This is a genomic window from Chryseobacterium hilariae, assembly GCF_051400735.1.
In the GTDB taxonomy this organism is placed as follows: domain Bacteria; phylum Bacteroidota; class Bacteroidia; order Flavobacteriales; family Weeksellaceae; genus Chryseobacterium.
Genome location: NZ_JBLFFJ010000004.1, coordinates 428,718 through 455,137 on the forward strand (window position 1 = coordinate 428,718; position 26,420 = coordinate 455,137).

At 35.9% G+C, this 26,420-nt stretch carries 18 protein-coding genes; 12 read left to right on the forward strand and 6 right to left on the reverse strand.

Features of this window, described 5'->3' with window-relative positions:
- Positions 1-27: 27 nt before the first annotated feature.
- Positions 28-192: a bacteriocin gene (locus ACMGDK_RS14555; RefSeq protein WP_111954095.1), complete on the reverse strand. Its 165-nt coding sequence runs from the start codon at positions 190-192 to the stop codon at positions 28-30.
- Positions 193-330: 138 nt separating this feature from the next.
- On the opposite strand from ACMGDK_RS14555, the gene ACMGDK_RS14560 reads away from it, so the two are divergent.
- The 3 genes from ACMGDK_RS14560 to ACMGDK_RS14570 all read left to right on the forward strand — a co-directional run bounded on the left by ACMGDK_RS14560 (position 331) and on the right by ACMGDK_RS14570 (position 2,046).
- Complete coding sequence (locus tag ACMGDK_RS14560; protein ID WP_436808622.1) at positions 331-819, forward strand: TlpA family protein disulfide reductase; 489 nt, start codon at positions 331-333, stop codon at positions 817-819.
- A gap of 11 nt (positions 820-830) precedes the next feature.
- Positions 831-1,490, forward strand: coding sequence for a thioredoxin family protein (locus ACMGDK_RS14565; protein ID WP_436808623.1), 660 nt, complete (start codon positions 831-833; stop codon positions 1,488-1,490).
- Between the two features lie 154 nt (positions 1,491-1,644).
- Positions 1,645-2,046: a ribosomal maturation YjgA family protein gene (locus tag ACMGDK_RS14570; protein ID WP_436808624.1), complete on the forward strand. Its 402-nt coding sequence runs from the start codon at positions 1,645-1,647 to the stop codon at positions 2,044-2,046.
- Here the strand turns inward: ACMGDK_RS14570 and ACMGDK_RS14575 are convergent.
- From ACMGDK_RS14575 to ACMGDK_RS14595, 5 genes are read right to left on the reverse strand one after another with little or no spacing between them, the layout of a single operon-like run.
- Positions 2,033-2,425, reverse strand: coding sequence for an energy transducer TonB (locus tag ACMGDK_RS14575; RefSeq protein ID WP_436808625.1), 393 nt, complete (start codon positions 2,423-2,425; stop codon positions 2,033-2,035). The two genes, ACMGDK_RS14570 and ACMGDK_RS14575, sit on opposite strands and share 14 nt — an antisense overlap.
- Before the next feature lie 30 nt (positions 2,426-2,455).
- Entirely contained in the window at positions 2,456-3,373 is a 918-nt protein-coding gene (locus tag ACMGDK_RS14580; RefSeq protein ID WP_436808626.1) for a YARHG domain-containing protein, read from the reverse strand.
- A complete protein-coding gene (locus ACMGDK_RS14585) occupies positions 3,370-4,008 on the reverse strand; it encodes a DUF2306 domain-containing protein (RefSeq protein ID WP_436808627.1) in 639 nt (212 codons plus the stop codon). Before ACMGDK_RS14585 ends, ACMGDK_RS14580 begins: the two co-directional genes overlap by 4 nt.
- A 1-nt stretch (position 4,009) precedes the next feature.
- Entirely contained in the window at positions 4,010-4,420 is a 411-nt protein-coding gene (locus tag ACMGDK_RS14590; protein WP_436808628.1) for an energy transducer TonB, read from the reverse strand.
- Complete coding sequence (locus tag ACMGDK_RS14595; protein ID WP_436808629.1) at positions 4,417-5,625, reverse strand: BaiN/RdsA family NAD(P)/FAD-dependent oxidoreductase; 1,209 nt, start codon at positions 5,623-5,625, stop codon at positions 4,417-4,419. The genes ACMGDK_RS14590 and ACMGDK_RS14595 overlap by 4 nt, the downstream gene beginning before the upstream one ends.
- Before the next feature lie 113 nt (positions 5,626-5,738).
- Between ACMGDK_RS14595 and ACMGDK_RS14600 the strand changes: the two genes are divergently transcribed.
- The 9 genes from ACMGDK_RS14600 to ACMGDK_RS14640 all read left to right on the forward strand — a co-directional run bounded on the left by ACMGDK_RS14600 (position 5,739) and on the right by ACMGDK_RS14640 (position 26,320).
- Positions 5,739-6,230, forward strand: a complete 492-nt coding sequence (locus ACMGDK_RS14600; RefSeq protein ID WP_426048149.1) for an acyl-CoA thioesterase — start codon at positions 5,739-5,741, stop codon at positions 6,228-6,230.
- Between the two features lie 74 nt (positions 6,231-6,304).
- Positions 6,305-7,366 (forward strand): thiamine-phosphate kinase, encoded by a 1,062-nt coding sequence (thiL, locus tag ACMGDK_RS14605; RefSeq protein ID WP_436808630.1) that lies wholly within the window; start codon positions 6,305-6,307, stop codon positions 7,364-7,366.
- A gap of 697 nt (positions 7,367-8,063) precedes the next feature.
- Positions 8,064-8,876 (forward strand): hypothetical protein, encoded by an 813-nt coding sequence (locus ACMGDK_RS14610; protein WP_436808631.1) that lies wholly within the window; start codon positions 8,064-8,066, stop codon positions 8,874-8,876.
- A gap of 85 nt (positions 8,877-8,961) precedes the next feature.
- Positions 8,962-9,801: a cell wall anchor protein gene (locus ACMGDK_RS14615; protein ID WP_436808632.1), complete on the forward strand. Its 840-nt coding sequence runs from the start codon at positions 8,962-8,964 to the stop codon at positions 9,799-9,801.
- Between the two features lie 87 nt (positions 9,802-9,888).
- Positions 9,889-12,132, forward strand: coding sequence for a S8 family serine peptidase (locus tag ACMGDK_RS14620; protein ID WP_436808633.1), 2,244 nt, complete (start codon positions 9,889-9,891; stop codon positions 12,130-12,132).
- Positions 12,133-12,146: 14 nt separating this feature from the next.
- Positions 12,147-14,114: a DUF8202 domain-containing protein gene (locus ACMGDK_RS14625; RefSeq protein ID WP_436808634.1), complete on the forward strand. Its 1,968-nt coding sequence runs from the start codon at positions 12,147-12,149 to the stop codon at positions 14,112-14,114.
- A gap of 205 nt (positions 14,115-14,319) precedes the next feature.
- The gene (locus tag ACMGDK_RS14630; protein WP_436808635.1) at positions 14,320-24,405 is read left to right on the forward strand and encodes a SpvB/TcaC N-terminal domain-containing protein; all 10,086 of its coding nucleotides are present in this window, start codon (positions 14,320-14,322) and stop codon (positions 24,403-24,405) included.
- 34 nt (positions 24,406-24,439) lie between these two features.
- On the forward strand, positions 24,440-25,120 hold the full coding sequence (locus ACMGDK_RS14635; protein WP_223557958.1) for a hypothetical protein: 681 nt from the start codon (positions 24,440-24,442) through the stop codon (positions 25,118-25,120).
- Between the two features lie 381 nt (positions 25,121-25,501).
- A complete protein-coding gene (locus tag ACMGDK_RS14640) occupies positions 25,502-26,320 on the forward strand; it encodes a helix-turn-helix domain-containing protein (RefSeq protein WP_436808636.1) in 819 nt (272 codons plus the stop codon).
- Positions 26,321-26,420 lie beyond the last annotated feature (100 nt).

Genomic DNA, 26,420 nt, shown 5'->3' on the forward strand with positions numbered 1-26,420 from the left:
CAATTATTTTATAGTTAATTTAAATTCTTAACAGCAGTATCCGTCCTGAATACCATAAACGCCATACAATTCTACTCCGGTTACCGGATCAATGCAGCTTACAACTCTAGGACACACAGGCCTGAAGCCTCCACTGATTTCTTTCAATTCTTTTTTTGAAAGCTTTCTTGGTTGAAGATTTGATTTTTTCATAATAATTTTAATTTGGTTATAGCTAATTTACATTTTATTTATATATAATTCTATTGATAGTGATAAAAAAATAAATGTCATTAACAAAGTTTAACAGATTGATACTTAAATAAAAGGAAGCATTTACTAATTTTAAGCATGAAGAATTTATTAAGTATATGTCTTATTTTTCTATCCTTTGTTGCTTTGAGTGCTCAGCAGACAGAAGTTTCCATTATGAAATATGAAGATCTTGAAAAACACATTCAGAAGGATAAAGATAAGTTGCTGGTTGTTAATTTCTGGGCAACTACCTGCGCACCCTGTGTGAAAGAACTGCCGCATTTTATGGAGATCAATAACAAATTGAAAGATCAGCCAAATTTTAAAATGATTTTGGTTTCACTGGACAGGATTGTGGATAAAGAAAGAGTATTGAAATTCATGAAAAATAAAAACATTACCGCTGAAGTGATCCTGCTGGACGATATTAAAAGAATGAATACATGGATACCAAGGTTTGAAAAAAACTGGGACGGAAATATTCCGGTAACCATCTTCTATAAAAATGGAGAAAAAGTATATTTCAATGATGGCGAAATGAGCAAAGAAGACCTGGAAAAAACCATCAACAATAATTTAAAATAAAAAAATATCATATGAAAAATCTGAAAATTTTAATGACAGTATTCATTGCCGGGCTTGGGCTTCTGAGCTTTACAACAACAGATCATAAAGCAGACGCTTCTCAAAATACATATGCAAATTCTGCCGTAAAAGGATATGAAGTTGGAGATGAAGCCGCTGATTTTAAGTTGAAGAATATTGACGGTAAAATGGTTTCTTTAAGCGATTTTAAAAGCGCGAAAGGATTTATATTAGTCTTTACCTGCAACCATTGTCCTTATGCAAAAAAATATGAAGACAGGATTGTAGAGTTGGATAAAAAATTCAAAGATCAGGGCTATCCCGTTATTGCTGTTAATCCTAATGACCCCAATGTACAGCCGGAAGACGGCTACAAACAGATGATAGAAAGAGCAAAACAGAAAGGATTTACTTTCCCGTATTTGGTAGATGAAGGACAAAAGATATATCCGCTTTACGGAGCTACAAAAACACCCCATGTTTTTGTCCTTCAGAAAGAAAACGGAAAAAACATAGTGAAATATATCGGAGCCATCGACAACAATTACGAAAACCCAAACGATGTATCTGAATATTATGTTCAGGATGCTGTAAATGCGTTGATCAAAGGTGAGCCAATAAAAATGACAAAAACAGTAGCTATAGGATGTACAATCAAAGTAAAGAAATAATATATTTGCATTAAAATTATAAAGATCGGTGTTCATTGAACGCCGATTTTTTGTGATCGAAATTGAATGAGGTTATTCATTCAATAGGAATGGGCTTTAACCCGCGTGAAAAGAAATCAGTCGTTAAAGACTTTAGCCAAAACTTACACACAGTATGGAATTTAAATTCAGCCTGAAATATCTTCTTCTTACCATTGCCATCTTTCTTATAGAAGTTCTGATTGCCACAAAACTGGCCCATATTTTCTTTGTGAGAGCTTACCTTGGTGATGTGATAGTTGTTATGCTTCTCTATACTTTCGTCAGAACTTTTGTCAGAATAAACGATGAAAGGCTGATCCTGGGAATTCTGATTTTTTCCTGTATAGTGGAATTTGCCCAATACTTTACGGTTGCAGAAAAATTAGGCTTCCGTCCTGGAAGCGTGATGTATATTGTAATCGGAAATTCTTTCTCGTGGATAGATATTCTGTGTTATGCTGCAGGATGCCTGCTGCTTTTCCTTGGGCTGAAGTTTACCCAATTGAAGAAAAAAAAGCAGACTATTGCAGGCTGAATACCAAAGGCTGTCTCATGATGCTCCGGACTTTTTTGCCATTCTGTTCCGCAGGAATCCATTGTGTTTTGATCATTTTCAAAGATCTTAGAAATTCATCTCTTACCATTTTATATTCGTAGGATTCTATTTTAATATCTACCATATTTCCTTCTGTGTCTACAATAAAAGTAGCAACAGCTTTAGCTTTCATAATCTCCGCTTTTACCAATGGAGAGGTCCGGAAATTCTTTAAAATTTCCTTTACAAATGCCTGGTGCCCACCAGGAAACGCCGCAATCTGGGATGGCCCGGGTTCTGCATCTACCGATGGCTTTGGATCTGGAATTACCGTTGAATCCTTTTGGGCAGCAATAGAGACAGCCCAGAATAACATCATAAAAAACAAATATTTTTTCATAGGGTTATCTTATCTTCCAAAGCTGTCATATTTATCTTCCGCATATTTGATAAAGCGGTTAAGCAAAGCTACATTCTCCTTTTCCATTGGTGAAAGCTCTTTATCAACATTATTTGAAACAGGAATATACCAGTCCGTCTGTTCAAAGAAATACCTGTAAGTCTCTTTTTTGAAGGAATAGCCATGTCTTGCAAAAACAGAATTTTTGATGATTTCAAGATCTATTTTCCGTAGGTTTTTCAGGTCTTTTTCAGATAGCTTTTGCTTCGATGCATTCAAATTAAAAATCGCTTCAGAAGCTACCCTGTTTTTAGAAGTTGTATAGCTTTCCGTCTTTCCGGTTTCTTCATCCGTATATTTTTCTACAAAATCCTTTGGATTGGACCAGTCCACCAGATCAGAATCCTTATCCAGCATAAAATTCGGATTATATACAAAATCTTTCTTTGAAAGCTTAAGGGTTTTTAAAGGTGACTTTACTGCGGTTTTATTAAAAGCATTCCATTTTCCGGTAATGCTGTCGCCGCTTAATTTCACTTCAAACCTACCGTCTGTTTTGTCATTGCCAGGCTCATCCAGTACAAAAGATTTGGTGCTTTCATTAAAAATGCCTCTGAAAGGACGCTGATTTCCATTGACAATGCTTTGTCCGTAGACACTGTCTTTGGTTATTCTGTTTATCTTCAGAGAAATTTTCTTATTGACATAATCTTCATATTCTTCACCCTCTTCAGGAGTAATCTTTTCTTTCCCGGCAAAATCTCCGGTATAAATCCCGTAATATTCTTTATAAATCTCCGGAACAGCTACAGAATCTTTTTTAACGATCACGGAATCCTTTCCTATGTCGTTCATTTTTCCGTCTTTCTTACAGCTCAGGAGCGAAACTGCTAATAGGGAAACAAGGGTGTAATTTAGAGTTTTCATATATGTTTTTTTGTAATTAAATATTCAATCAAAAGGATATTGGGAATCCAGCCCAGCCACGCAATGATCTGGTAGACATCCATGGGATTTGGGTGGAATAAATATACAATAATAACTTTCCAGATTCGTAAAGTAAGCGCAGATAAAGTAAGGGCAAAACTTCGCCACATCCATTGTTTGTGCTCTTTAAACATTTTCTTTCTTGCCGATTGATAGGCTTTATATGTAGTAAACCACCAAAGAGACCCTAAAATAATGAACGAAATTTTAGATAAAAAGCCTCCATTAGCAAAAAATCCCATATAAATTCCGGAGGGTGCGGCAAAGATCAGAATCAAAAAAATATAGATCTTTCCCATATTTTTATGAAAGTTTTTAATCCCGAAATCTTTTCTGACAATAGCCAAAAAACCGTAAAGCAGAACAAAAATGCTGGTATACACATGAGTATAGAAAAAAGAAAGATATTCCGGTCTGTCCTGGACTTCTGTCTGTTTAATCATCAGAAAGCTTACATTGGGATTGAAGGGAATATATTCCAAAGTAATTTTAAACATTAACCAAAAGAAATATCCAAACCCAAACATCAAAAGGATTTTTAATAAAAAGAGAATATGTTTTTTGGCGGTAAGCATTTTAATTATTCATAGTTAAGGTGAAAGGAACCTTATAATATGAGCGGACAAGAACCCCTTTATCTTCTGCAGGTTTCCATCTGGTTCTCAAAGATTTTATAGCTCTCTCTACTTCTTTATTGAAATCGACATCGTCTCCGATTACCACAATGCCTTCTATTCTTCCCTTGATATTAACCATAAATTTTGCTTGCGAAAAGAAAACTCCCTTTTTCCCTTCTATTCCTTTTATTTTGTTTATTTTTAGTTTGTTAGCGATATCCTTTCGAAGTTCCATCATCCCTCCGGGATACTCAGCATCTTTAGATTTCTCTGAAATATCTTGTAAAAGAGCTGTTTTCAAAGTGTCCCGTGTTTGCGTATAGGCTGTTATTGAACTTGAAAATAGGATAAATAGTAAGGTTTTTTTCATATCTCTAAATTATTTAAATGTTGTGCAATAAGCCATCCTTCACTCCAGCATGCCTGGAAATTGAAACCTCCCGTCACCGCATCAATGTTCAGCACTTCTCCTGCAATGTGAAAATTCGGAAGAAGCTTGGAGGACATGTTTTTGAAGTTAATTTCTTTTAAATCAACACCTCCGGCGGTTACAAACTCGTCTTTAAAAGTAGACTTTCCATTTACTTTCAACTTTTTACGGCAGAGGTTTTCAAGGATCTTCTGCGTTTCTTTCCCTGAAATATTGGATATTTGTTTATTAAGATCAACCTGTGAAACATCCAATATTTTTTGCCAGAATCGGTTGGTAATGTCAAAAATTTTCGACTGCCCGATGGTCTTTTTGGGATTCGATTGTTTAAAATTCTGGAAACTTTCTTCAGCTTCATCTATGGATTTTGAAATAAAATTCACTTCAATTTCAAAATGGTACTTTACTTTCGCCAGATTTATAGCTTCCCACGCTGAAATTTTCAGAACAGCAGGTCCGGAAAGGCCCCAATGTGTGATCAATAAAGGTCCGCTTTCCTCAGTTTTTAAGGAAGGAATTGAGATTTCAGCATTTTCAAAGCTCGTGCCGGGAATATCCTGTAACAGCTCATCTTTAATATTGAAGGTAAAAAGCGACGGAACAAGATCCACGATCTTGTGGCCCAGGTTTTCAACGATCTTCAGTGATTTTGGTGAGCTTCCCGTTGTATAAACGATATAATCTGCCTGAAAATCGCCTAAGCTTGTTTTTACCAGGTATTTTTCATCCTGCTTTTCAATTTCTTTAACAGAACATTTTGTCTTAATCTCTACTTTTTTATTCTGAATTTCATTCAGGAAAGTATTGATAATGGTCTGTGAAGAGTTGCTTTCCGGAAAAACGCGATTATCGTTCTCTATTTTTAAAGGTACGCTGCGCTGGTCAAACCAATCCATTGTGTCTCCCGGCTGAAATTTAGTAAAAACGCTCAGCAATTCCTTATTTCCCCTCGGATAAAACTGAACCAGTTCCCGTGGGTCAAAACAGGCATGTGTGACATTGCAACGCCCACCTCCGGAAATTTTTACCTTCTGAAGTACATCCGAGTTCTGTTCCAGGATGGTGATTTTGTATTTTTTTTCGTCAAGATTCGATGCGCAGAAAAAGCCTGCCGCACCACCTCCGATAATGATGATCTGTTTCATGTAATTGCAATCCTATGCTGAAGATTATTTTTTCAAAAGTACAATTTTTATAAACCATCTTATTTGAGTAATTTTGAAGATTATAATTTAATCATACTAAAAACAACTTTTACATGATTTTTTACCATAAATTCGAAGTACGCTGGAGTGACCTTGATGCCAACAAGCACCTAGCCAATTCATCATATGTACAGTACTGCGCGCAGTCCAGAATGGCCTTTATGACCAAAGAAAAGATGGGAGTAACCCAACTGAGCCGCTGGGGAATAGGGCCTGTCATCCTGCATGAAAGATATTCTTTCTTCAAGGAGATCTACGCCGACCAGACGGTAATTGTAAGCCTTGAGATCGACGGATGCTCGGAAGACTCTTCCATCTACAGATTCCTTCATAAATTTTATACTCCGGACGGAGTTCATTGTGCCACTGCAGAGGCTACGGGAGTGTGGATCGACATGATGCTGAGAAAAATGACAACCCCGCCGGATGATGTGGTAGAAGCAATGAATAAATACAAAAGCCCTGAAACCATTGTGATGAGCAGGGAAGATTTTAAAAAGCTTCCTTTCCAGCCTAATAATGTGGATCCGGCAGAATTTAATTAATTCGAAGTTTAAAGCTCACAGTTCAATGTTGAATGTCATCAATACATTTCACACTGGGCATTAATACAAAAAATATGTTTGAAGATAAATCACAGGAACTGACCCCCATTTCCAAATTAGGAGAATTTGGTCTTATAAAGCATTTGACAGAACATTTTCCATTGTCCAATGAGTCTTCTGAACTCGGAGTGGGAGACGATGCGGCAGTTATCAACCCTGGAAACAAAAAAGTTGTTCTTACAACAGACGTCCTTGCAGAAGGAGTTCACTTTAATTTAGGCTATGTGCCTTTAAAGCATTTAGGCTACAAAGCTGTCGTAGTAAACCTCAGCGATATTGCAGCCATGAACGCTGTACCTACACAGATTTTGGTTTCTCTTGCCGTTTCCAGCCGTTTTCCGGTAGAAGCTTTAGAAGAAATTTATTCCGGAATTCAGGCTGCTTGTGCAAGATATAAGGTTGATCTGATAGGAGGCGATACCACAAGCTCTAATTCCGGTCTCGTAATGAGTATTACAGCAGTGGGGATTGAGAATGAGGAGAATATCATAAAAAGAAGCGGAGCAAAACCAAACGATCTTCTGGTGGTAAGCGGAGATCTGGGTGGTGCCTATATGGGACTTCAGATTCTTGAAAGAGAACATGCTGTTTTCCTTGCCAACCCAAATATGCAACCTGAAATGGAAGGCTATGATTATATCCTTGAAAGACAGCTTAAACCTGAAGCAAGAACAGATGTTAAAGCTATCCTGGAGGAATTGGATATTAAACCTACTTCAATGATCGATATTTCTGATGGTCTGGCTTCTGAGATCCTTCATCTCTCTGACCAGTCGAAAGCGGGATTCAGACTTTATGAAGAGAAGATTCCGATGGACAGTCTCACGATTTCCACGGCGGACGAAATGAATCTTAATCCTGTCATGACCGCATTAAGCGGTGGTGAAGATTATGAACTGCTGTTCACCATTTCGCCCAATGATTTTGATAAAATTAAGAATCACCCTGATTTTACAATCATTGGTCATGCTGTAGAGAATGAAGAAGGTAACTATATGGTAGCAAGAGGCTCCAATCAGCTTGTTCCCCTTACGGCACAGGGCTGGGATGCTTTTTTAAACAGCCAGCAAAAATAATAGAGTTATATTTAATTTGAATATTGTAAAACCACAGCATTTTTTCGCTGTGGTTTTGTTTACCATTCAATTTATGGAGATGAAAGATACTTGGAAACAGCATGCTATGTATTGAATATTAATTTTAAAAATTTTTTCTCCCCCGAAAGGGAAATTTTATATATTTGCTGTAATTCAAAAACACAAATACTTTAACGACCAATGAAAAAAAATAGTCATACGGGTTTCTGTAGATTCCCTGCTTTTATTTCTCAGAATCAAGATTAAATTTCCCCGAACTTTCTGCTGGCTTTAATAATAAAGTCAGATATTATTCGGTATTTGCACCTTGGATTTTTAAGCCATAAACATGATCATGTCCTCTGTCAAAAAACTTTTATGAAAAAAAAGATATCAATTTTTAGCCTGGTATTTTTGGCTCTCTTTTTTCTCAAAAATTACCTTTGATAAATTGTATGGGAACTCGAACCTTATAATTATTATTTAGGGCATTATCCTGGCTCTGGTAGGGATGGATTAGGGCTTTAATTATATGTATGGGTAGGGATTAAACTTTTAAATAAAAACAATATCGAAATCGGAACAAGTGATCCGGCTATACAAACAGTTATGTTATGATGAAATTCAATAATGGTATTCTAACATATAGGTTGCGGGAGAATTAATCTATTATTTATTATTAAAAAAAAGACACATTATGAAAAAAATTTTATTATTTACTTTAGCCTCCTTTTCAAATTTTTATTTTTCTCAATCTTGGGATATACAAGGGAATTCAGGAATTAATCCTACAACAAACTTTTTAGGAACAAAGGATGCTCAGGATCTGGTTTTAAAAACTAATAATCTGGAAAGAATGAGGATTAGTCAAACGGGAAATATTGCCATTGGTGGTTTGCCAGATCCAAATATAGCTTTCAGAGTTAATGGAAGATCCCAAGTCGTTACGAATATAAATAGCGATGCTTTTTATGTAGGGAATACCGGTTCGAATATTGGGGCTGGTGCATCTCTTGTTTTTTTAAGATATAGTCAGTATCAGCCTGATAATCCAGGAGTTTTGGATGTTGCGGGTTGGCCAACTTCCAGCGCTTACGAATTGATGTTTTCACTAAAATCAAATGGGAAACTTTTTTTAGGGACTTCTGGTAATATTTCTTGTTCAGACTGTAATGATTACAGGCTGTTTGTAAAAAACGGAATAAGAACGGAAAAAATAAAAGTAGATATTGCTTCCGCTAATGCTTGGGCAGATTATGTTTTCAGAAAAGAATATCAACTGAAATCATTGGAGGAAGTTGAAAAGCACATTGAAGAAAAAGGATACTTGCCAAATATTCCGTCAGCTAAAGATGTGGTAGAAAACGGAATTAATTTAGGTGAAATGGATGCCAAGCTTCTTGAGAAGATAGAGGAGCTAACCCTTTATATTATACAGCTTAATAAGGATGTGAAAAAATTGGAAGAAGAAAATAAAAAAGCTCAAAAAGATAATCTCATCACTGAATAAGTTATTAAGAATAATCAATTGCTTGTTGCTAGAAAGAATATTCACAACATATACATCTATAAGCTGACTTAAAATACAACATATTATGAAAAAAATTTTACTATTTACTTTATTGTCGTTTTCACATTTTTATTCTTCCCAATCTTGGAATCTTACAGGGAATTTGGGAACAAACACAACTGACAATTTTATTGGAACAATTGACGATAAGGAGATTGTTTTTAAAACCAATAATATGGAAAGATTAAGGGTTTTTGCCGGCCCCTATGCTAATGGTATTGTAATCGGGAATACTACTGCAACGGGTACTGCTAGAGGAAGACTAGAAATTGCAAGTGTATTATGTAATGGCTGTGCTTCTAACTGGTCTGTACCATCTGATATTGTTATTAGAAATTTGGGAAGTAAGAATATGGAATTTCATATGCCAAACAATAATGTTATTGATCCAAATTCTGATGTAACTACTCCTAATTCATCTGGAATTACAAAAATAAAATTTACGGATAGTGTCCATAAAAGTAATTTTGTCATATTCAATACTGGAAAAGTGACGGTAGGGACAGATCAGTACGACAACGATCCCAATTATATTTTCTACGTAAGAAAAGGGATAAAAGCTGAGCAGATAAAGGTTGAAAATCCTGCAGCTAATGGATGGGCAGATTATGTTTTTAAGAAAGAGTATAAACTTAATACATTAGAAACAGTTGAAAAGCATATCGAAGAAAAAGGACATTTACCTAATATTCCATCTGCAGAAGATGTGAAAAAAAACGGAATTAATCTAGGTGAAATGGATGCCAAACTTCTTGAAAAGATAGAAGAACTTACCCTGTATATTATCCAGCTTAATAAAGATGTTAAGCAGCTAAGAGAAGAAAACAAGGAACTCAAGAAAACAATAGAATTACTCGATAAATAGAATGATAAGTTGATGACATTAATCTGTATTCACAGATTAATGTCATCCTAATATATCTCAGTAAAACACACATTAAATTTTTTCCGGATGCAGAAAATCTACCATAAATCTATATTAGGTATTGCAGTGATGTTCTTTTTTTCATCTTATGGTCAGACCAAAAATGAATTAAAAACAGACCCGCAGGAACGAGAAATCAAAGCTTTTCGAAATAAAGTACAAGAACAGGCGCAAAAGCAAAAAAACGAGATTCAAAGACTTAAAAGTTTAGGTCATGAAGAATTCATTTCTGAAAATGGAAATGAAAAACAACTTATTGGGGCTGACGAGAATGGTCGCCCCATGTATTATATGACTCTTAATGCCGGAGCGGCAAAAATGACAAAAGCTGATAATTTATATTCCGGAGGAGGGCTAGGGCTTAATATAACCGGAAATAATATGACCATTGGTCAATGGGATTATTCCAAGCCAAGAACTACCCATGAGTTATTAGCCGGAAAAATAAACAGCTACGATAATTTACAAAATCAGACCATTTCACGGCATAGTACCAATATAGCGGGGACCTTGGCGGGAAATAATGGTGAGGCTGAAGCTAGAGGAATTGCCTATGAAGCAAAAATCAATGCTTATGACTGGGTAGATGATGTTCCGGAAATGCTTTCACAGGCATATAATGGGACAAGTGGAATATTAGTGGCTAATAACAGCTATGGCTTCGATCCTATGTATCTTCTGGCCTACCAGTTCGGAAAATATAATGTAACAGCACAATCATGGGATAATCTGATGTACCTAAAACCGTACCTGCAAATTGTAAAAGCAGCAGGAAATGCAAGAGAGATTGATCCTAGTATCGTTCCACAGGTTTCTGCCAAAAACGGATATGATCTACTGGAAGGAGCGGGAATTGCCAAAAATGTTCTGGTAGTAGCTTCGGCTAAGAAAAATGTAAATATGAATTCTGATGAAGCATTTGACGTTTCAGCATTCAGCAGTTATGGCCCTACAGATGACGGAAGAATAAAGCCGGATATCTGTGCTCCGGGAGAAAATATGTATTCATCCATTGAAACCTATGATGCTGCTTATGGTACTTACAGAGGAACTTCTTCTGCAGCAGCTGTTGTTTCTGGTATTATCACTTTACTTCAGCAGTATTATAAATCTGTAAGTCCTACACAAAGTTATATGCTTTCTTCTACGGTGCGTGCATTGTTGGTTCATACAGCCAATGACAAAGGGACTGAAGGACCGGATTATATATATGGTTGGGGATTGGCCGATGCAAAAAGAGCTTCTGAAGCCATTTACAATAATATTGAAGGTATTATTAATAATGAAAAAAAATCAACGTTAATAAAAGAAGTTACCTTAAACCAAGGGAATAAATATACTTTATATGTGGTTCCTTACGAAGCGAGTCAGCCATTATCTGCCACTATTTCGTGGACAGATCCTCAGGGAAATCTCGTAAGTAATGTGGTAGACCTTAGTAATCCGAACGTAGTTAATGATTTGGATTTAAAAATTGTAAAGATAAACACTAACGGAACGGAAACTACCTATTATCCATGGAAGCTTGGAGGAATGAATAACCTAACCAGCGCTGCAACTAATCTTTCAACAAATGATGTAGATACCATAGAAAGAGTAGATGTTAAAAATCCTGAAATAGCAACCTATAAAATCATTGTTTCTCCAAAAACAAATACAACCCCTTTATTACCTGGTGGAAGCCAAACATTTTCAATCGTTGTTTCTAATGTAGACTTCTGTTATAAAGAAGATCTGAAAACATTGGTAAGCCCGGCAGATGATATTACAACAAGCCAGACCATTTTGGCTAAACAGATCGCTGCAAGCAATAAAATTATAGCTCCTGTACAGGGTGTTGAATACATTGCGTCCAGAGATATTGTTTTACTTCCCGGTTTTCAAGTTGAGCAGGATGCGGGATTCCACGCTTTCATAACGCCGTGTTTTGATATAATTTCTGCTATGAGATATAGAGCCCAGGAAAGAGTTGGTTCAGGGCTGCTATCCGTGTCTAACACCAGCAGTTCGGGATCTGAACATTTTACAATATTTCCAAATCCGGCTAAAGAAGAGGTAAACGTAAGATTTTTCTTACAGAGCCAATCTTCAATTAAAATTTCGGTTTATGATGCTTCAGGTAAGCTGATATCATCAGAACAAAGTTCAACTAAATTTCCAAAAGGGGAATTTATTAAAACCATAGACACACGATCTTATTCTCGGGGAATCTATATGGTTTCTATAGAGACTGCCGAATATAAGGAAACCAAGAAGCTTATCATAAAATAAAAACGCTTACACTCATGAAAAAAATATTTACAATTCTCAGCGTTTTACTTGTCTGTGCTTCGAATGCACAGTCCCCGGGAGGAGTAGGAGGTACAAGTGTATGGTATAAGACCAATTCACTTCAGACTCCTTCACTGTTGTACCAGGATTATAGTGGCAATCAGCATCAGATACAAGCTTTAACGGGAGCGAACCAACCCACTTATTCATTATTGAATTATAATGAATGCTTGAATTTTGACGGCACAGATGATTTTTTAAAGTTCCCTTTTGTCATAGAAACAATAGATAAACTGAACTTTTTTACGGCTTATCAGAATAAAAATTCAACACAGGAATCGGCTTTATTTACAACTGATAATACCGATGAGAAAGAGCTGTTTTACAGTACTAAAAATGTATTTAGGTATAATAACGAACAGATTAATTACATCAATATAAGCACAATAGATACTCTAGCATCTTTCAGTTTGTATTCTAAGTTTGGAATCCCTTCAACTAAAATTACTAAAGTAATCGGTAAGACGGGGCTTTCATCGATGTATATCGGGAAAGATGAAGGAAACCATCAATGGAAAAACTTCACAGGAAAACTTCCTGAATTTTTTGCATACAGAAAAATCCTTACGCTTAACGAACGCAATAGGGTGAATTCGTATCTGGCTGTAAAATATGCCATTACAATGCCTTATACAGAATATCTAAGCTCCAAAAATAAAAAAATATGGAAGCAGGATGATTTTAATGACTATCCTGCCAATATAACAGGTATTGCTAGAGACGGATATTCAGATCTTTATCAGAAACAGGCTACCAGCTCGTCAGAACAAAAGAGACTTGTCATTGCAGCCAAAAAACTGGCGATCGATAATAAATCAAACGATGCACAATTTCCAGATCAGAGTTTTTTGATTTGGGGCGATAATAAAAAGCCGTTAGAGCTTGACGTTGATACTTTCGGGTACAGATTATTAAAGAGAAAATGGAAAGCGAGATTTACAACAGAAAACTCACAGACCATTCCAACGGAAGTAGTTTTCTCTATTAAAGATATTATATCTCAGATTCCGGCTGACAAAAAGCTTTGGCTTCTTGTAGACAGAACAGGACAAGGGAATTTTAATTCCGCCAACATTGAAGCTTACGCAATGGACCATGTTGATAATCACCAGGGAGTGCATTTTAAAGATGTTGTTTTTGACCAGGATTTGTCCGGAACAGATGTTTTCTCATTTGCTTTAGGAAATAAAATTTTATCTACTTATCAGCTTACCCAACCTACATGTACTGTGACTAGCGGAACTCTTAACTTAAATATTAAAGGAGGAAAAGCGCCGTTTAATGTTGCCCTTACAGGTAACGGAACATCACAAAATATAACCGTTCAGACATCACAGGTATCATTCCCTAATTTAACAATTGGTAACTATCATCTGAATATTACGGATGCTGATAATAATGTTACCGGATATGATTTCACGGTTAATGATTTCAGTACTATTAATTTAGACCTTGGTCCGGATGTCGCACTTTCTTCAGGAAATTCTGCACAGTTTGATGCATCAACACAAATTACAGATCCAAATGCAGTCTATACATGGACTTCTGATAACGGATTTACGAGCAGTTCTGCTACTATCAATGTTTACGAGCCGGGAGAATATACGGTAACAGTAAAAACGTCAGATAACTGTACGAAAAAAGATACAGTAAAAGTGACAAGAAAAAAAGAAAACGGAATTGTCATTTATCCAAATCCGGTACCTAAAGGACAGCCATTTACCATTAGAATTATTTCAGATAAAATAGAAACGGTAGATATAAAAATCCATGACGGATCTGGAAGATTGGTAAAAACCATCCAAGACAAAGGCAAGGATTACTATGAAATAAAAGATACTCTGCCAGCTGAAGGCGTGTATTTAATCATTGTAAAAACTTCGTCTGAAATAAAAGTATTCAAACTTATTGTAAAAAATTAATATCCACATCTAAGGCACTCTATATGTAAAAAAGGAGTGTCTTAAATGTAAAAACACATATAAACGAATGAAAAGATCTTTATTAAGCGTCTTAAGAAAGAACACAAAACTTCTTAATTCAGTTATATTTTTCACTTGTTGGTCTCAAGTTCATGCTTATGCTAATTCAACTTATTTGAATAGGCATGAAAACGCGACTCCCATAATGGAAATTAATGATGCTTCAAAAAACAATATAAAGAAAGACGTTTCTGAACGTATCAAGGCTGAAGAGAAAAAAGAGAATTCTAAAGAGCCTGATGGTATTTCCGGAAATACTATTAACGGAAGTAAAGAGAAATCAGGCCATACTATTTTGGTTCCTCCTGTTAAAACGGTCAGATATAATGCTTCTGCTCCCTTATCATTAAATGAAAAGAGATATTATATTTCTGATATTAAAGAAGGTATTATAGGAACAAGTTCAGAACATCCTATTGATCAGATCTATGATAATATCTTTAATATTTCAGTCGATGAAAAAATTAATTCTACGTATCAATATACATTAGAATATGATTTGTATGGAGTTGACAGCTATAAAGAAGTTAGCAAAGTCATCAATGATGATCTGGCCGTTGGTGGAAAAAATATCCAAAAAAACACGACCTGGATTCACCAGTCGGAACCCATTGCAGATCAATCTATCCAACAAGGAAAGAATACGGTAATTTTTACCTTGCCTTATCTTGCAGACTATAGCTATAAAGTAAAAAACCTTAGGATAGGAATTTCTAATAAAAAACAGAATTTTAAAAATAGTATCGGCGTAAAATACAACGCTTTGTCTGTTTCAAAATTTGTTGGTAGTATCAGTGATTCTGAAAAACTTAATCTGGGTTCCGCTGAATTAAACATCCCAAAAGGAGTACTTAAAAGTTCAGAAAACTTTTCAATCACAGCGCTTAGAGACATAGATATGCCTGCGATTACTCCCGAAATGGTAAACGTAACATCTGAAAGCGCAGGGTATCGTTTCCTTCCTCATGGAGACCATTTTTCAGCTCCTGCAAAAGTATCTTTAGGATATGATAAAAGTAAAATACCAACCGGTTATACGGAACAGGATATCAAAACTTTTTATTTTGACAGAACAGAAAAAAAATGGATTGCTTTAGACAAGGACAGTGTCAATCTGCAGCAGAACATTTTGGTGTCAAAAACTACCCACTTTACAGACATGGTCAATGGGGTTTTAAAAGTTCCCGAATCTCCGGAAACGGGAAGCTATGCTCCTAACTCTATTAAAGATATTAAAGCCGCAAACCCTTCCGAGGGAATTGTAAGCATTGCACCGCCATCTCCTAACAGTATGGGAAGTGTTACCACTAATTTTCCAATTAAACTTCCCGCAGGTAGAGCGGGAATGCAGCCTTCTTTGGCGGTAAGCTACAGCAGTGAAGGAGGAAATGGCTGGATGGGACTTGGTTGGGATATGTCTGTTCCATCAGTAAATATTGATACGAGATGGGGCGTTCCTACATACAATCAGGCAACTGAAACAGAATTGTACTCAATAGGAGGAGAACAGTTGACCTTTGAAACAAGCCCGGGTATATTTGCTATGCCTAACAGAAATGAAGGGTTTGAAAAAGGAAGAATACCGCACAGAAAATTTTATCCTAGAATTGAAGGTGCTTATAATAATATTGTAAGAAGAGGGACAAGTCCTAAAAATTATTTTTGGATTGTAACATCTAAAGACGGGACAAAATCTTTTTTTGGCGGAGAGGCCGGCGTAATTGATAATGCCGTTCTTAAAGATGCCAATGGAAATATAGGACATTGGGCTTTATATAAAACTGTTGATACCAATGGAAATTATGTGCTGTATACGTATGATAAATCAACTTATACAGGAAATCCAGGAAATGGAGGACAGGAATTGCATATTTCTCAAATTGATTACACTTTACACAATGCACAAAATCCGGTAAAAAAATATACAGTTCTATTTACCACAACTACTGGCAGAGAAGATGTTCAGATTAATGGAAGATTAGGTTTCCTTCAGATAGAATCAAAGAGGCTAAGCAAAGTTGAAATCAAATATGGTGATGAAAACGTAAGGAGTTATGAATTCGGGTATAAAAATGATGATAAAACTTTCAGGAAATCCTTATTAAAAAACATAACGGAGAAAGATGCGGCAGGTGCTGTTTTTTATACTAATGAAATAGAATATAATGAAGCTCCCGATGGAGCCAATATGTTTGGGGCACCTCAGCCTTGGGCCGCACCGGATCCTGCCAGTTTCCCAGGCTTACTTTCTTCAGGACAATTATTTCAAGGATATACCATGCTTTCAGGAAGTCAGGGTAAATCTACAGGAACCAATTTTGGCATTAGTGTAGGAGTATATAATTTTTCCTCTCCTCCTACAAGTGATACTGGCTTATTCAGTTTCAGACAAGGAACTGTTGGGGCACATGGCTCCATCAGTAATTCATCTTCAGAAAATAAAATTACTTTAATAGATATAGATGGGGATAATCTGGCAGACAGAGTTTATCAAAATAATGGAGTTATTTCTTATTCTAAAAACTTGTCAACCGCAACAAATGGAGTTCAAGCATTTGGACCTCAGGTAAGTGTTGGAAATTTACAGGATATAGGAAAGTCTAAAAACTCATCATGGGGAGTAGGAATTGATGCTAATTTCGGTGGAGGAAGTCTTGGATTTGATTATTCTAACAGTACCAATACTACGGCATCATATTTTATGGACTTCAATAACGATGGATTGGTGGACTTTGTGAAAAATGGGAAAGTTTATTTTAACAGTCTTATTGGAAATATTCCTTCATTTGACCCTAATAGCGGGTTGACGCCATATCCTATTAATGTTACTTCCAGTGGTGCACAGCCTTCCGTTTCACTATTTGATGATCAGGATAAAACAGAGAAAAAAATGATGCTGGAACAGAATCCATTGCATGATGTTGTTCGTGTATGGGTAGCTCCAAAGTCGGGTTCTATTACTGTTAAAAATGCTTTTAAACTGAATCAGGTATCATGTAATCCGGAAGAGGATTGTAGCAAAGCAGACGGTGTTGCGGTATCTTTTCAGTATAAAAATAATGATCCATTAGTCAATAACATTAATGCTGGAGACTATAACTTACATTCTTTTGCAGATCAGATCATTAATATCAGTAAAGGAGAAAAGCTTTATTTCAGAGTATCTTCCAAATATGATGGGACACTGGATCAGCTTACATGGAATCCTGAAATTACTTATTCAACACCAAATATACCAGCTGTTGATAGTGATAACAGAGATTTGTCAACATACAAAGCTCAGGAGGATTTTGTGAACTCAGGTACCAGCGCTTTCATGGTGGGAAATGCGGGAACTTTAAATTTATATTTAAACAAGATAATCCCGCTGTCAGATGATGCTAAAATATTTCTGACAGTCAACGATGTGGACTATCCTCAGTTTCCGATGACTATCGCATCTGGCTCTACTTATAATAATAGTGTCATTGGCTCACAGGTGAATTTAAATCCTAATGATAAAGTGTCTGTAAAAGTATATACAGATACCCAGATAGATTGGTCAAACTTTAAGTTAATTCCTGAATTTACCGAGACTTCAACCGGTGAAAAAACATATTTGCAGGTAGAGTACAGTATGTATAATGATAGAGGAAATTTTGTAACCTATGCAACTCAATCGGCAGATATTGGAAAAAAGATTTCTGTAAAAGCATCATCCCTTCCTAATTTTAACGGGAAAAGCGGAAAGGTTGTTATCTCTGCAAAAATTAAAAATAAATTATTAACCAAGACAGTTTATAATGTTGTTAACGGTAATGTAACTCCAGTTTTTGGAACGCCATATACTATAGTCTCTCAGGATTTAAATGAGAATATATACCTGGAAACAACAGTAAGTAGTGAAGACAGAGACTTTATAAATAATATAACAAGCATTACCGGCACTCTAATAAACAATGGTCTCAATTATATAGACAACCCGAATAATTTATCAGTACAGTTGTCCGGTTCAAATACAGTGCAGCAAACAGGAACAATTGTAATCAATCAGGCTACAATGCTGAAGTTTGAATTAGGAAATTATGTTGCAGGAACATCAGCAACACTTGGTATAAATACATTTTTCCCTAACGGAACTTTATCCGGACAATCAGGAATGCCTGTATATTCGGAAACAATGCTGAACCCGGGGACCTATAGCTATACGCTGACATTTTCTCCTGGTGGCGCGCCTTCAGCATTTACAAAATTATATATTGAAAATCCGGGCAGTGAAACTATCATAACAAGTTTTACAAATTCACCGCCGCATAAACCAATTCTGGGGCCGCAAACACCAACATCTGCATTAAGTTCAAATGAATATGACAACAGATTCGGTATACTTTATCGCGGTTGGGGAGGCTTTATCCTGAATGGGAATAATTTAAGTAAAAATACCATTGTAGAAGCCTATGATATTAATAATAACTTGGCCAATGGAGGAACTGATGCCGAAATGAAGGTAGATGAAACCCGCTTGAAGCTGAGCAATGCTTATGGTATAGATCAGGGTATAAACCCTACAATTAACAACCCTATAATAGATCCTGATGGAAATATTACCATTGCAGATAATGATGGGGCATTATCAAAAAACTATTTCTTAATGATCAACTCTAATGTTAATAATACTGATAAAGGAAGATTAACAGATGTTGACCCAACCATATACATCTCTCAAAATACGATCAATACTTCACGTTTAGGAATACATAATATAGATTCTAATTTTGATAACCATTCACTAAGTCAGGCCGTCGGATCTGAATTGAATGCACCAAATATTCAGTTGAAAAATCAAAGTGTAAGTATTGGTGCCGGAGTAAGTGCGGGAGTGGCTGGAGTAAATGTGTCACAAACTCTTTTTTCTGAGGCCAAATCTGTCCGAAATGTACTAGATTACAATGGAGACGGGTTCCCGGATGATTTCAGTAAAACCAATGTAAAAATCACATATCCGGTAGGGTTTTTATCTGGAAATTCCTTAAATGTGGGAAGCCAGTCGATTTCAAAAGCCAGTTCTACTGGAATTTCATCCGGATATTCATTTGTACATGGGGAATCCACTAGAATGGCATTTATACAGACGGCGGGTAAAAACCCTAAGAATAAATCATTTAATGAGAATTTAATAGATAGTTCTGTTAAAAGTAAACAAGCAGCAACAAAGCTTTCAATCAGTGCAAATGGAGAAACTTCAAGTGAAAATTCTAAACAAACATTCTTAGATATTAATGGAGATGGTCTTCCTGATAAATTTAATACAAATAATTTTGAACTGAATATCGGAAATGGGTTTGCAGGAAATGATTCTTGGGGATCAGATATCAAACCGGAAGGTGTAGGAAATGGATTTGGACTGGGAGGAGGAATCAGTTTATTCAGAGGAAGTTTTGAATTTGGAGTTAATTTTAGCTCTAATACAAGTACAACGACAAAAGAACTGGTTGACATTAATGGTGATGGACTAGCAGACAAGGTTTTATACACAGGAAATAGTGCAACAGTATATCTAAACTTAGGAGATAGAATGTCCAGCACTCCGCTAAATTTAAATTTTCAGAATGGAAATGATATTCATAAAGATGTATCTATCAGTGTTGGAGGAAATGCAGCAGGAACTATTTTAATTTCTATTCCTATTATTGCAGGAGTAAGCGGGCTGAAACTAAATGTGACTTTAGGGGTTTCAAAAGGAAATTCAACTTCAAGATCTCATGCTACGTTCAGAGATATGAATGGAGATGGATATCCAGATCTGGTAACTTCTGATGATACAGATAATATTAAGGTACAACTTAACCAAACAGGGGTTACGAACCTTCTTAAAAAAGTGACCACTCCAATGGGAGGTTCTTGGGAAGTTACTTACGAAAGACTAGGCAATACTTATGATATGCCTCAAAGTAAATACGTATTAAAAAGCGTAATTACAAATGACGGATTTACGGGAGATAATGCATACAGTCCGGATGTATCCAAAGTGACGGTAGAGTATCAGAATCCTTATCACAGCCGAAGAGAGAGAACTTTTTATGGATTTGGAGGTGTAACTATCAACCAAATTGACACAAAACAAGGCGGTGCTGGTTCAAATGTAGTTTACAGAAAAACCCTTCAGACGTTTAATAATACGAATTACTATTTAAAGGGAACTTTAATAAGTGAAGTACTTTATGATGCTAATAATAAGGTTTGGACAACAAAATTTAATCAATATAGTCTTAGATTAATTAAGAATACCGGCTATGATGAATTTCCATTAGAGAAAGAAGATGAAAAATTAGGTGGTAACTATGCTTATTTTGTTTCAACAGATATTTCAACATCTTATTTTTATGAGGGGCAAATGACCCCAGGGAAATCGACCTCAACAACTATTGTTGCTTATGACCAATGGGGTAATGCTACTGGTATCGTTGATATTGGAGACCAAGAGATAGGGGTTACTACTGATGGGATATCCAGTGTTCTACAATATTCCAATGTTGATCCATCAGGATATGTAATTATGCCTGTTTCTGTGAAAAACACTACAATTACAGGCAATGGCTTTACCAGAGAGAAAAAAGCAGAATATAGCGCTAATGGGAATCTTTCTAAGATGACGATTCTTAATCAGGGCGTGAATTATTCCGTTTATGATTTTGAGTACGACGTTTATGGAAATATAACTAAATCTACAGGGCCTGCAAATGTGCAGAACCAAAGGTTCTTCCAGCAATATACCTATGATGATAATGTAAAAACCTATCCAGTAAAAGTTCAGGATGCCTTTGGATACAGCAGCAAAACCCAGTATGATTTCCGTTTCGGAGTACCAACTTACACTGAGGACATGAACCTGCAGCCAATGAAATATGTATATGATGCCAAAGCAAGAACTACTGAAATTACAGGGCCATACGAATTATTTAATAACATTCCATGGACTATAAAATTTGAGTACAATCCGATTACGGATGCTCCGCTTAATGCAACAAATGCACAATCTTTTGCAACAACAAAACATTATGATCCGGAATATACAGACAGTACCATTAATACCATTACCATTGCAGATGGTTTCGGAGGTGCGGTTCAGGTAAAGAAAACCGGAGACATTCATAATCAGGGATTAAAATATATTGTATCGGGTAAAGTAGAAGAAGATGCGTTCGGAAGAGCATTAAAAACATACTATCCAACAGTAGAAGATATTGGATCTTCTAATACTCAGTACAATGCTGTCGTAGATAATATTGAACCTACTATTAACCAGTATGATGTATTAGACAGAGTGATTTATACAAAACTTCCGGGAGAAAACCTGTTCTCAACCATTACTTACGGTTTTGGTACGGATGTTCAGGGAAGAAATATGTTTGAAACTATCTTCAAAGATGAATTAGGAAGCATTAAGAAAACGTATACTGACATCAAAGGAAGAACAACTTCGGTTCATGAAGTTTCAAATACCGGAGATATCAAAACTCAGTTTACCCATGATGCCATCGGCGAAATTCTTCAGGTAAAAGATGTAAATGGTAATATTACGACATCCGTTTATGATGATCTGGGAAGAAGGGTTTCTTACACTCATCCTGATAGTGGGGTTACCACTTATAAGTATGATCCGGCAAGTAACATGACTTCCAAAACCAATGCTGCCAATGAAACGGTAGAATATCAATATGACTATTCAAGGCTGAAAGAAGTTAAATATCCTTTATATCCGGAAAACAATGTAAAATATTATTACGGAAATGCATTGGATGCTTCAGCGATGGATAATAATGCAGTAGGAAGATTATGGTATCAGACAGACGCTACAGGAACACAGTATCTGAAATACGGAAGACTGGGAGAACTTACTTACCAGAGACGTTCAGTAGCTGTCCCGGGGGCACAGGTTTACTGGTTCGGAACAGAATGGCAGTACGACACATGGAATCGTGTGAAAACCATTACGTATCCGGATGGAGAAAAATTAACATACAAATACAACAGAGCAGGGAACTTAAATAATGTTGCCTCAGTAAAAGATGGTAATTCCTATCCGATGATCAATAGTCTTGGATATGATAAATTTGAACAGAGAGTATACCTGAAAAATGGAAACGGTACGGAAACAACATACGAATACGAGACAAACCGAAGAAGATTGTTGAAAATGTACGCTCAGAATACCAATACCAATAGGTTCTTCATGCAGAACGTATACCAGTATGATGTGGTATCTAACGTAATGCAGGTTCATAACAATGCTCCTGTCGTAAATGGTCTTTTAGGAGGAGGAACCAATTATGCATACGGATATGATGATCTTTATCGTCTTACATCAGCTTCAGGGAACTGGAGAGGGATTAATACACAGGCTCAGGAAGAACGTCACCGTTATACTGTTGCGATGTCTTATGATAATATGCACAATATCATGAGCAAAACACAGAAGCATGAATGGACGACAGGTGCGAGCAACAATAATTGGACGGCAATGGAACCAACCTCTTACAGGCTGAACTACAAATATGAAAATTCTTCACATCCACATGCTCCTACAACCATTGTAGATGAACCTAATTTGGTACCATCTTCCACATGCTGTAATCCGGATGATCCGGGAGTGAAGTTTCAACATTATAAATATGATGCAAAAGGAAATCCTACGACTATTGAACAGGAAACATGTACTTATGCTGAAGCAAAAGCAGTATATCAGTGGGATGAAGAAAATCGCCTTCGTTTTGTAGATACCAATCCTTCTACTCCTGAAGTTGACGGGGCAGCGATCTACACTTATGATGCGGGAGGGGAAAGAATTATTAAAGATGTGATGTATTCAGGAATGCTTTTCAGAACAAGAGCAGAACAGACAAATACATGGCCGCAGACACCTATGACATACCATTCAGCAACTATTTACCCGAATGGACTGTTGACGATGAACCTTTATTTTGATAGTCTTGGAGGTGTATCACTTCCTCGTTATACAAAACATTATTATGCAGGAAGCCAAAGAATAGTAACTAAGAATGGGACAAGCGATAATATTGGAGTTTTTGATTGTAACTGGCTGATCATTCCATTTGCAGGAAGTACTCCGCCGATTAATCCGGTCAATACATCAAATACCATTCTGCAGGCAGCTACTCAGGCTACTCTTGCGGTAATGCAGCAGAATAATATCACGCCACCACCTAATTACGGACAAAACGCAGGATACAATGGAGCTTGTGTTAATGATTATGCAGGAGATAAAGAAAAAGAGATCTATTGGTTCCATCCGGATCATTTAGGTTCCAGCAGCTTTATTACAGGTGCAGACGGAGAAGTAACCCAGAATATAGAATACTTCCCAAGTGGTGAAACTTTTGTAGAAAACCACAGAAACAGTAACTACAGTCCCTATAAGTTTAATGGCAAGGAACTTGATGCAGAAACGGGGTATTACTATTATGGAGCGAGGTACTATAATCCTAGAGTTTCTCTTTGGTTGAATGTGGATCCGCTGGCGGAACAAACAATGGAGCCTTATATTTATTGTGGAAACCACCCTATTAATTACATTGATCCTGATGGAAATTTTAGATTACCAGCAAATGCTACGAGAGAGCAAAAAAGATTATATAAAGAGGCAATAAAAACTATAAAAGCGGTGTTTCGAGATTCAGAATTTCGAGGAGCGTTTAAAGAGAAATTTGGTGTAGATGATAAAATGATACAGACAATGCTCAAAGATGGAGATGGACCCACTGTTATAATGAATGAAAGTTTACTTGATTTGGGGAATTTTGATCAAGATGATCCCAATGTTATTAAAATAGATTCTGGCGTAGTAAACACGGTTTCAAAAAATAAAGGAAATAAAAAGTATATTGATAATTTAGCAGAAATTATAATTCATGAAGGTGGTCATTGGGCAGACTATGCAATTGACCATGTTTCCAAGGAAAAGGACCCACTTTTTAAGAAGAGTCTTAAATCAAAAGGTGTTAAGGGTGATATAGGAGATAATTGGGAAATTATTTATTTTGGAACAGATCTTCAATTTTCTGCTTCTGATCGTGATATAATTAGTGAAAAGTTTGATGGATTTAGGAGGAATAATGCTGCAAAAGATTTTAGGCAACAACGTGAAATCAGGGACTTGAAATCAGAAAAAAAGCCATCTATTTTAGATATTTATAAAAAACCAAAAGATAATTTGCGAACAGGAAATCGTTAAAGAGGATGTTATTAATCTAAAATTTCCAAATAGTATGAATTTTAAAACTAAAATAGTTATGATTTTATTATCCTCTTTATTAATTACGAATTGTAAGGAGGAAATGAAAAAATGTGTAAGTCAATCAACCGATACTAATGTAAAACTATATAATGATTTAACAGATCAGTTGATACCTTATTTTTTTAGAGAAGATTATTTAGGTGAAAAAAGATATTTTGATAGTTTAAGAGTTCATGATGATGATTTATATATCGAAGAGAAGACAAAAGCGCACAACGAACTTTTTAATCATCCTGAAAAATTTTGCAATTTGTATATAGATTCTACTAAAAATAAAAATACATATTTCGGGACACATAATACCGAAGTTTATTTAAGACGCATAAAAAGAACGAAGGATTCTTTTAAAGACTTTTCTAATAATCCAGATATTAAAAATTTAAGCATACGAAGTTCTATAAAAGCAAATCAATTTAATTTGTGTACCGCAAAAGTCCTAGATCTGGCAGAGTATGATAAACATACAAATGAATGTGAGATAGGAGTAGTATATTTTTCAGAGATTGTATTTGATCCTTCTAAAAGAAGAGCATTAGTTTTTGTTGACCATCGTATAAAAAATTATTTCCATAGAAATGCTGTATTTGAACTAAGATTGAATAATGATAATTATTGGGAAATAGAAGATTCTATGTTAGTGTCAACTTCCTAATTTCCGGATCTTTTCTTTTTTCTCATGAAATTTAGAAGAAGAACCCCCGCTGCGCAAAGTCTGTGACTTTGAGCTATAGTAAAACAAAAGCCACTGCAATAGCGGTGGTTTTGTGTTTTATAAAGCAGCTACATTTTCATTAAAGAAGTCTTTAAATTTTTTCTTTGTAAGGTAAGTTTTTGGTAGCTTCTTGAGAATCCTTTATGCGAAGTATGCTCTCGTAGGCAGGGACGGGTAAAATGGTCGAAATTTAAAAGGTGCTGATCTTTTCATAAAGCAAATAAATTTCTACATTTATAAAAAACAATCAAACAGCTAATCAGCAGACATCCCAGTATTTCTTTGCTGAGGTTTCTGTTTACCCCTATAAAAAACTGACCGATGAATTCATCAGAAAAAAACATCCCCATCCATCATCTCACCTCCGAACAGTTTCAGTTAATGACTCTTGATACAGGACACCCAGAGAATTTTAATGATGTTCACCGGCATAATTTCTTTGAGATCATCTGGTTCAGCCAGGTGAAAGAAAACAGCAGTCTGGAACTGGATTTTGAAAGTCATATCCTTAAAAATAACCAAATCTGCATTATTGCGCCGGGACAGGTATTCAATATGAAACTGAACGGTGAAAAAGGTTATGTACTGGCCGTTAGCCGGGAAATTTTTAAGGAAGCCAGCGATATAGAAACAATCCTCACAGGAGGGACATGTCCTTTTTCTTTAGATCCTAAAAGCGGAGAAACCTGTAGTACAATCATCTCACTGATGGAAAAAGAATATAATGGATCTTCCAGGTTAGATTTATTAAAATCCTATCTGCGGGCATTCTGCATCATCATCACAGAACAGATTAATCTGCAAGACCCATCAATTAATGACAGGCAGCGTATTCAAGAGCTAGTAAGACTTATTGAAGAGCACTATGTCGTCCAGAGAGAGACAAGCTTCTATGCAGATCAGATCAAAATAAGTACCCATCATCTCAATGATATTGTCCGCTTATCCAGAGGAACAACAGTGAAAAAGATGATTGCTCAGAGAATTGTTTTGGAAGCTAAAAGAGAACTTAGCTTTGGTGCGTTAACCGTTAAAGAAATTGCTTTTAAACTGGGATTCAGCGACGCGTCTTATTTCTCCCGTTTTTTCAAAAAACATACCGGCCGGAATCCGGAAGGATTTAAAGAGACTAAAGCATAATCTTCAAAAAGTTCTTCTAAATCATTTTAAATAATATATTTTATAAAATGTAATCTTCAGTTTGTGCTGGTGTTCCTTCAGTTACTGTATTGAAAAGCTT

Bases quoted from the DNA above. Each gene is read 5' to 3' on its own strand.
- ACMGDK_RS14555 (WP_111954095.1), bottom strand. From the start codon at position 192: ATGAAAAAATCAAATCTTCAACCAAGAAAGCTTTCAAAAAAAGAATTG.
- ACMGDK_RS14560 (WP_436808622.1), top strand. From the start codon at position 331: ATGAAGAATTTATTAAGTATATGTCTTATTTTTCTATCCTTTGTTGCT.
- ACMGDK_RS14565 (WP_436808623.1), top strand. From the start codon at position 831: ATGAAAAATCTGAAAATTTTAATGACAGTATTCATTGCCGGGCTTGGG.
- ACMGDK_RS14570 (WP_436808624.1), top strand. From the start codon at position 1,645: ATGGAATTTAAATTCAGCCTGAAATATCTTCTTCTTACCATTGCCATC.
- ACMGDK_RS14575 (WP_436808625.1), bottom strand. From the start codon at position 2,425: ATGATGTTATTCTGGGCTGTCTCTATTGCTGCCCAAAAGGATTCAACG.
- ACMGDK_RS14580 (WP_436808626.1), bottom strand. From the start codon at position 3,373: ATGAAAACTCTAAATTACACCCTTGTTTCCCTATTAGCAGTTTCGCTC.
- ACMGDK_RS14585 (WP_436808627.1), bottom strand. From the start codon at position 4,008: ATGCTTACCGCCAAAAAACATATTCTCTTTTTATTAAAAATCCTTTTG.
- ACMGDK_RS14590 (WP_436808628.1), bottom strand. From the start codon at position 4,420: ATGAAAAAAACCTTACTATTTATCCTATTTTCAAGTTCAATAACAGCC.
- ACMGDK_RS14595 (WP_436808629.1), bottom strand. From the start codon at position 5,625: ATGAAACAGATCATCATTATCGGAGGTGGTGCGGCAGGCTTTTTCTGC.
- ACMGDK_RS14600 (WP_426048149.1), top strand. From the start codon at position 5,739: ATGATTTTTTACCATAAATTCGAAGTACGCTGGAGTGACCTTGATGCC.
- thiL (WP_436808630.1), top strand. From the start codon at position 6,305: ATGTTTGAAGATAAATCACAGGAACTGACCCCCATTTCCAAATTAGGA.
- ACMGDK_RS14610 (WP_436808631.1), top strand. From the start codon at position 8,064: ATGAAAAAAATTTTATTATTTACTTTAGCCTCCTTTTCAAATTTTTAT.
- ACMGDK_RS14615 (WP_436808632.1), top strand. From the start codon at position 8,962: ATGAAAAAAATTTTACTATTTACTTTATTGTCGTTTTCACATTTTTAT.
- ACMGDK_RS14620 (WP_436808633.1), top strand. From the start codon at position 9,889: ATGCAGAAAATCTACCATAAATCTATATTAGGTATTGCAGTGATGTTC.
- ACMGDK_RS14625 (WP_436808634.1), top strand. From the start codon at position 12,147: ATGAAAAAAATATTTACAATTCTCAGCGTTTTACTTGTCTGTGCTTCG.
- ACMGDK_RS14630 (WP_436808635.1), top strand. From the start codon at position 14,320: ATGGAAATTAATGATGCTTCAAAAAACAATATAAAGAAAGACGTTTCT.
- ACMGDK_RS14635 (WP_223557958.1), top strand. From the start codon at position 24,440: ATGAATTTTAAAACTAAAATAGTTATGATTTTATTATCCTCTTTATTA.
- ACMGDK_RS14640 (WP_436808636.1), top strand. From the start codon at position 25,502: ATGAATTCATCAGAAAAAAACATCCCCATCCATCATCTCACCTCCGAA.